Source organism: Rhodococcus sp. LB1 (assembly GCF_001583455.1).
GTDB classification, from domain to species: domain Bacteria; phylum Actinomycetota; class Actinomycetes; order Mycobacteriales; family Mycobacteriaceae; genus Rhodococcus_F; species Rhodococcus_F opacus.
Window position 1 is genome coordinate 47,138 of record NZ_LTCZ01000235.1, and the last position, 6,078, is coordinate 53,215.

Consider the following 6,078-nt stretch of genomic DNA (forward strand, 5'->3'; position numbering starts at 1 on the left):
GCGCGCAAGCACATTCCCATCGGCTCCAGCAACGAGGTACATCGATGAGCGACAACACCCCCACCGCCCTGGCGGACGAACAGACACAACATCTCCAGAAGTCACTCGGCCGTTTCGACATCGTCTTCCTCATCGTCGCGGCGGTGGTGTCGGTCGAGGTTCTCGGTCAGGTCTCCACCTTCGGCGCGGAGACGTTCACCTGGGCACTGGTTCTCGCGGTGTTCTTCCTGCTGCCGTACGGCCTCATCTTCGCCGAGATCGGCAGCACGTTCACCGGCGAGGGCGGTGTGTACGTGTGGGTCCGGAGAGCGTTCGGCCGGCCCCCCGCCGCCCTCGCATCGCTGCTGACGTGGGTGACCCAGCCCGTGTGGGTCGGCGGGTCCATGGCGTTCATCGCCGCGGAGACCTGGAACCACTACGTCACCGCGTTCGAGGAAGGATCGGTGACGGACTACCTGTTCAAACTGGTCTTCATCTGGCTGACGGTGCTCGCGGCCGTCGTGAGTCTGGCACGCGGCAAATGGATTCCGACGGTCGGCGCGTTCCTCAAGATCGTCTTCCTGCTGTTCTTCCTCGTCACCACCGGCATCTACGCCGCGAAGAACGGATTCGCCGGCATCTCGGCGGGCGACTTCAGCCCCACCCTGACCGGGCTCCTCGGGGTGACGCCGCTGCTGCTGTTCTCCTACCTCGGCTTCGAATCCGGAAACAGCGCCGCCGGGGAGATGAAGAACCCTGCCCGCGACGTCCCGATCTCGATCGCCCGCGCCTGCGCCATCGCCGCCGCGTCCTACCTGCTGCCGATCTTCGCCATCCTGCTCGTCGTCCCCGCAGACGACATCACCGGTGTCGGCGGACTTCTCGAGGCAGTCGCGACCGTGTACAGCGTCTACGGTCCCGCCGCACCCGCCATGCTCACCGTGACCGGGGTGATCTTCGCGGTCATCCTGATGACCCAGGGCGCGGCGTGGATGATCATCAGCGACCGCATGCAGGCCATGGCCGCGGCCGACGGCGCGTTCTTCGGCGGGTTCTTCGGCCGCTTCCATCCGCGTCTCGGAACGCCGGTGCGCGTCAACTTCCTGTCCGGACTCGTCGCCACCGTCTTCATGATCGCGGCCATGCAGATCACCGGCTCCGGGGGTTCCATCTTCGCGGTCGTGCTCACCATCTCGATCTCGACGTTCCTGCTCAGCTACCTGATCGTCATCCCCTCGGCGGTCCGCCTGCGCACCCGTTTCCCGGACGTCGTGCGGCCCTTTCGGGTTCCCACCGGAAACGCGGGCTTCCGCGTGCTCGGCATCCTCTGCTTCGCGTGGGTGCTGCTCGGCTCCTGGGTGGCGGTCTTCCCCGGAACCCTGGAATCGGTGTTTGGCCTGGACTACGACTTCGAGGAGATCTGGGGAGTGAGCCAGGGGACGTTCGAACTGTTCACCCTCGGGACGCTGGCCGTGCTCGCGCTCCTTGGCGCCGTCGGATACGTGCGCGGCAAGTCCGTGCGGTCCGAGAGCGGCCCGCGCCCCGCCCGGGAGGACGGCCCCGGATCGGAGCGGGATCCCGACCTCGTGAACGCCGACATCCGCTGACGGTGTCGCGGCCGCCGCGTGTGTCGTGGGTGGCTCCCCGGTCGGAGACCTGCAATCCTGGTGGCCTCAGATCCCGAGGAGAGCGCATGCAACGACGACCCGACGTGACGTTCACCCAGCTCAGGTATTTCGTCGAGGCCGCGAACTTCTCCAGTATGACGAAGGCCGCCGACGAACTGATGGTCGCGCAGTCGGCGGTCTCCTCGGCGATCTCCCAACTCGAGCACCAGATCGGCACCCAGCTCTTCATACGGCAACGGTCCCGCGGACTGGTCCTCACCGCGGCGGGTGAGGAGATGCTCCGCGACACCCGCAGCGTCCTCGCCCACCTCGGTGAGGTTCTCGACGCGGCGCGCGGCCACGAGGACAACGTCCGGGGAACGGTGCGCCTGGCCTGCTTCGTCACCCTCACCCCGTTCATCCTCCCGACACTGATCTCGGACCTGCGTGATCAGCACCCCGACCTGGAGGTCGAGGTGGTCGAGACGCAGGCGGAGGCGGTGCGGTCGGCGCTGCGCAACGGCACCGCGGAGCTGGCCCTGACCTACGATCTCGGGCTGGGCGACGACATGGAGACGGAGACGCTCGGGGTCGCCCGACCGCACGTCATCCTTCCGCCGGACCACCGGCTGGCCGGACACGACGCGATCACCCTCGCCGACCTCGAGGGCGAACCCATGGTGTTGCTGGACCTGCCGAGCAGCCGTGACTACTTCCTGGCGATGCTGTCGGCGGCGGGGGTCACGCCGGTGGTCCGGTACCGGTCCGCGAGCTACGAAACGGTGCGCGGGCTCGTCGCCCGCGGCCACGGCTTCTCGATCCTCAACCAGCGGCCCGCCGAGGGCCGGACCTACGACGGCGGACGCGTCGCGACGCTGCCGATCGCCGACGACGTCCCCGGCCTCCCCGTGGTGCTCGCCCGGCTGAAGGGTGTGCGGAGCACGGCGCGGGCCCGGGCCGTCGCCGAACGGGCGCGCGCCGTGTTCGCGAAACAGGCCGGTTCGGGCCGCTAGAACGGCCACCCCATCTGGGCGTCGCGGTCGGCGCCGAAGGCGTGATCGACACGGTCGAGGACGTCGGGGTCCGCAGCCTGCAGCCGGTTCGCGGCCGCGAACGTGCGTGCCCGGTGGGCGCCGAGATACAGGCTGCCCAGCACGTCCAGGTCGAGCACCACCTGCGGGGCGGAGGCGGTCGCGGTGCACATCGCGGTGCCGTCCCGCACAGTCAGCGCGAACCGCCCACCGGCGTCCAGGAACCCGTCGTCGACCTGGATCACGACGTCGAGGTCTGTTCGGTACCTGCGGGCCTCGAGGGCGGCGGGCACGTCCATGATCCGGACCCACAGCTCGTCGTGGCGCGAGGTGGTGCGCACCAGCCGGCCGTCGGTCAGCAGATACGGCAGCGGGTCCTCGGGGGTGAGGTGCGCTTCGATGCGGCGCACGAGGTCCAGGCCGAGCAGTGCCCGCCACAACGCCGCGTGCGCGTCCCGCGTGACCGTGCGGATCTCCTCCACCCGGGCGACGGTTCCGTTGTCGCCGGACACGCGACGGTAGAGCACGTAGCCGTCGTCATGGACGAGCCCGAACAGGCTTGTGCCGCCGCCGCGCTCGCTCTCGCGGTCGGCGAAGATCCGATTCCACACGATCCCGGGCCGGACCTGCGCCCCCGGGGTCACCCGTTGCCAGCGGTCGTAGACGTCGGTGAACGCCACCCGGGCCTCCGCGGGATGGACCATCCGCACACCACCCGGGTCCGGTGCCTTCGGGTGCGGCACAGCGAACCGGCGGTCGATGCTCGACGTGGTCTCGACCGTCGCGGGTCCGTACCCGAAGCGGCCGTAGATCCCGCCCTCGCTGGCGGTGAGGAGCGACAGCGGGACACCCGACGTCCGGATGCGGGTGTGATGTTCGGTGTAGAGCGCGCGCAGGAGGCCGCGGCGGCGATGGGTGGGCGCGACCGTCACCGCGGTGACGCCCGCCGCGGGAACGCCTTCGCCACCGGGAACGGTGACGGTCATGGGGATGTCCATGGTGGCGCCGACCACCGCGTCCTCGTCGAGCGCGATGATCGGCGGCGCGCCGCTGACGAGTTGCTTCCAGTGGGCGGTGAACTCCTCGGTCTGCGGTGTCACGAAGCAGATCTCGTTGAGCAGGGTGATCTTCGGCCAGTCCTGTTCGGTCGCCGTTCTGATCGTGATGCCGGCGGTGGTCGTCGTCATGTCCCGACACTGGCACACACCACGTGGACGCGCAGCCGAATTTCGGCGTCCGACCTTGACCCGGTGCGTGTCTTCGGAGAGTCTGAGACCTTGCCGACCGGTGAGGGGGTGACGTCACGGTGTCGAGTGACCACACCTCGTCCGCACCTCGCCGAACGCTCCGGCTGCGTCGGGAGTCCTGGGGATTCGTCATCGGCTCCTTCCTGTTCGGGATGGCGGCCACACGGGTGTACGGGCAGGCGGTCGGCCCCGAGATCGACAACATCACCTACTTCGTCGGATCGCTGTTCTTCACCACCGCCGGATTCATCCAGCTGCGGCTCAGCGGCAGGCCGGTGCCCGGGGAGGAATCCGCGACGGTCGAACGCTACGACTGGTGGGCGGCGCTGATCCAGTTCGTCGGCACCCTGCTGTTCAACGTGAGTACCGGGGTGGTGCTGATCCAGAGCCTCACCGTCGAACAGGACCGGGTGTGGGGGTGGAGTCCCGACCTCTTCGGGTCGACGGCGTTCCTCGTCGCCAGCGGTCTGGCGGTGGTGGCCACCACCGAAACCGACAAGCTGTGGGATCCGCATGCCCGCAACTGGCGCAGCACCTGGCTGAACATGATCGGGTCGATAGCGTTCGGGGTGTCCGCGGTCGGCGCGTACATCGTGCCCGGCACCGACGCGCTGAAGAACGCGACGATCGCCGATCTGGGCACGTTCGTGGGCGCGGTCTGCTTCCTCGTGGCCGCACTGCTGATGCGCCCGCCTCACCCCAGGTATTCGCCGAACCAGGCGAGGACACGTTCGTAGGCCTCGGCTGCCGCGGTCGCGTTGTAGCGGGGCCCGGTGTCGTTGAAGAACGCGTGATCGGCACCCGGAACCGTGACGATCTCGTGCGGTAGCCCCGCCTTCGCGAGTGCGGCGGCCGCGGCGTCGCGGGACGCGTTCACCCGGGCGTCCAATTCCGCGTAGATGGCGAGGACCGCGGCCTTCGACCCGGAGAAGTCGGCGCCCTCGGGCAGAGGACCGTAGAAGGGGACCGCCGCCGCCAGCCGCGGCTCGCCGGACGCGAGGAGTTGCCACACCATCCCGCCGCCGAAGCAGAACCCGACCGCCGCCATCTTCTTGTCCGGCACCCGTCGCCCGAGTTCGTCGATACCGGCCTTCATGTCGGCGACGAAGCGTGCCGGCGGCACGGTGGCCAGCGCGGCGGTGGCCTGCGCCTGATCGGTGAACGTCGCGGTCCCGCCCTCTTCCGAGAGCAGGTCGAGGGCGAGGGCGGAGTAGCCGGCACCCGCGAATCGTCCCGCCACCGAACGAATGTGGTCGGTCAGGCCCTTGTTCTCGTGTATGACGAGGACCGTTCCGCGGGGCGAGGCCGCGTCGGCCCACGCACCCTGCAGGACCCGGCCGTCCGGGCCGGGGAACGTCACAGCTTCGGTCCCGACGGCGTCGGCCGCGCCCGGTGGCGGGGGCGTCGCTCCGCCGGGTGTCACCGGCGCCGAGGTCGGCGACTCGTCGCTGTCGGTGGAACACGCGGCGAGCAGCGAGGACGCCGCCGCCACGCCGAGACCGATGAGGCCGAGTCTTCGCAACGCCTCGCGGCGGGACAGCAGCCCGTCGGCATGGTCGATTGCGATCTCTTCGGCGATATAGCGTTGCAGTGGCGTCATGATCGTCCCCGTCCGCATCGGCTGATGTAGGGAATTATCCCTGGTCGAAGTCGTGATCGGCATCGGTTCCCGATTCATCACTTTTCCTTATGCAGTGCGCCACTTATCTGTGTTGTACAGATTTCACTGGGGACCTCAAGATTGGTGCAACGGCACGAACTCCCCGCTCACCGCACATAGAAAGGAGCCCGTCATGCCGATCGCTGACCGTCACACAGCCGTCGAAACGACGGCCCGAACATCGGTGGCCCCACCGATGCCGGACAGCTCGACCGTGAACTTCGTCGCGGCCATGGGCGCCGTCGCCACCGGAGTCACCGTCGTCGCGACCGACGGCCCCGGCGGGCGCGCCGCACAGACCGTGAGCGCAATGTGCTCCGTCTCGGCCGACCCGGCGTTGGTGCTGGTCTGCCTGCACGGACGAAGCCCGGTCAACGACGCGATCTCCGAGAACGGCGTCTTCTGCGTCAATGTGCTTGCCACCCAGCACGATCACGTCGCAGACACCTTCGCCGGCCGCCCGTGGCCCGGCAAGCAGCGGTGGGATTTCACCTGCGGGCACTGGACCGTGGCCGAATCCGGCTCACCCCGCGTCCACGACGCGATCGCGTCGT

Annotated in this window: 6 protein-coding genes; 4 read left to right on the forward strand and 2 right to left on the reverse strand. The window is 68.9% G+C overall.

The window, feature by feature from the left end; genetic code table 11:
• Positions 1–44 precede the first annotated feature (44 nt).
• Positions 45–1,586, forward strand: coding sequence for an APC family permease (locus AZG88_RS27355; RefSeq protein WP_061699706.1), 1,542 nt, complete (start codon positions 45–47; stop codon positions 1,584–1,586).
• An 86-nt stretch (positions 1,587–1,672) separates the two neighbouring features.
• Positions 1,673–2,599: a LysR family transcriptional regulator gene (locus AZG88_RS27360; protein WP_005252424.1), complete on the forward strand. Its 927-nt coding sequence runs from the start codon at positions 1,673–1,675 to the stop codon at positions 2,597–2,599.
• Here AZG88_RS27360 and AZG88_RS27365 read toward each other — a convergent pair.
• Positions 2,596–3,804 carry an enhanced intracellular survival protein Eis gene (locus tag AZG88_RS27365; RefSeq protein ID WP_061699707.1) on the reverse strand — a complete coding sequence of 403 codons (1,209 nt, stop codon included), beginning with the start codon at positions 3,802–3,804 and terminating at the stop codon, positions 2,596–2,598. The genes AZG88_RS27360 and AZG88_RS27365 overlap by 4 nt on opposite strands.
• 119 nt (positions 3,805–3,923) lie before the next feature.
• On the opposite strand from AZG88_RS27365, the gene AZG88_RS27370 reads away from it, so the two are divergent.
• Complete coding sequence (locus AZG88_RS27370) at positions 3,924–4,601, forward strand: YrhK family protein (RefSeq protein ID WP_005252427.1); 678 nt, start codon at positions 3,924–3,926, stop codon at positions 4,599–4,601.
• Here the strand turns inward: AZG88_RS27370 and AZG88_RS27375 are convergent.
• Positions 4,559–5,464 (reverse strand): dienelactone hydrolase family protein, encoded by a 906-nt coding sequence (locus tag AZG88_RS27375; RefSeq protein WP_061044474.1) that lies wholly within the window; start codon positions 5,462–5,464, stop codon positions 4,559–4,561. The two genes, AZG88_RS27370 and AZG88_RS27375, sit on opposite strands and share 43 nt — an antisense overlap.
• A 193-nt stretch (positions 5,465–5,657) precedes the next feature.
• Here AZG88_RS27375 and AZG88_RS27380 point away from each other — a divergent pair.
• On the forward strand, positions 5,658–6,078 hold a 421-nt coding region (locus tag AZG88_RS27380), incomplete at its 3' end, for a flavin reductase family protein (RefSeq protein ID WP_061699708.1).

Coding starts and splice junctions, on each gene's coding strand:
- AZG88_RS27355 (WP_061699706.1), top strand. CDS start 45: ATGAGCGACAACACCCCCACCGCCCTGGCGGACGAACAGACACAACAT.
- AZG88_RS27360 (WP_005252424.1), top strand. CDS start 1,673: ATGCAACGACGACCCGACGTGACGTTCACCCAGCTCAGGTATTTCGTC.
- AZG88_RS27365 (WP_061699707.1), bottom strand. CDS start 3,804: ATGACGACGACCACCGCCGGCATCACGATCAGAACGGCGACCGAACAG.
- AZG88_RS27375 (WP_061044474.1), bottom strand. CDS start 5,464: ATGACGCCACTGCAACGCTATATCGCCGAAGAGATCGCAATCGACCAT.